The following is a 1,069-nucleotide window of genomic DNA, read 5'->3' as shown; positions in this document are numbered from 1 at the left end:
ATAGCCCATGACCTGATCATAATAGATGTCGTTGCCTGCAAAAATTTCAATATTGCCACCACTGGCAATCTGACCAACCTTCACCCCTTCTTTTGCTGTAATCAAAAGAAAACCGTTTTTATCTAAAACAAGATCCCCTGAACCGCCCGTAGAAACGACACCTGTCATCAGTGTGCCAGCATCAAGGCTGCCAACCTTTAAAACAGCTTTTTCACCCGTCATCAGCGAAGAAAAGTCAACCGCCCCACCCTCAATATTTGCCTTACCATAGGCTAAAAGTTGTCTAAAATGAACGGGGGCATTTGTTTCTGGTTGTGCTTGAATGGCAACATTTTGATGCGACAGAATTGTTTGAGAAACAGATAGCCCATTATGAGAAACCAGGGTGATATCTCCTGCCCCATAAACACTTTCAGCGACAATCGCACCTTGACTGCTCTGGAGATCAACATCCCCTTGGGTGCCAAGAACAACAACACCAGCAGCACCCGTTGCCGCCATATCAACCCCACCGGCTAAAAGCTGCGCCTGTATATCACCACCGGCATGCGCCTTGAGCTTCCCTTGCGCTAAAACAATCCCCTCAAGCTTCAAGTCTCCGCCCGCTTCAAGAGCCATATCAGCACCTGACCCTAGCCCTGAAACTTGAAGTGTCTGGCGCGAAGAAAGCTCCATATTGCCCCCAGAGGTTGCCTTACCGGCAATCGATAAAAGCCCATCCTGCGCCTCTATCTTCAAATGACCATCAGCGCCAACCGTTTCTAACGTCACATCCTTATGTGCGGCAATATCAATATGCTTTTTCGAGGTGATGTGCTTTGCCAATACGCTCTGGCTTTTCGATTTGAGAACAACACCCCCATGACCAAAAACATTCTTCAACGAGATTTTCCCATCAGCAGAAAGATACAACTGCCCCGCATTGGCTGCCATATCATGGCGCATGCGAACACCAACACCTTTTTCTGTTGCCACAAGTTTAATCTGATCCGCCTGTAGAGCCCCCAAAGCAGAACCATCTATCGCATATTCCGGTTTACCGGTAATATCAGTTAGCTCTTTCATTTCC

General features: G+C 47.5%; 1 pseudogene. It reads right to left on the bottom strand.

Features of this window, described 5'->3' with window-relative positions:
* Window positions 1-1,069, bottom strand: a pseudogene (locus tag ACFILN_RS01290) (filamentous hemagglutinin); the annotation flags it as partial.

The sequence above is a fragment of the Bartonella sp. CL434QHHD genome, from assembly GCF_042195145.1.
Lineage (GTDB): Bacteria > Pseudomonadota > Alphaproteobacteria > Rhizobiales > Rhizobiaceae > Bartonella.
This window is presented reverse-complemented; position numbering and strand designations above follow the sequence as displayed.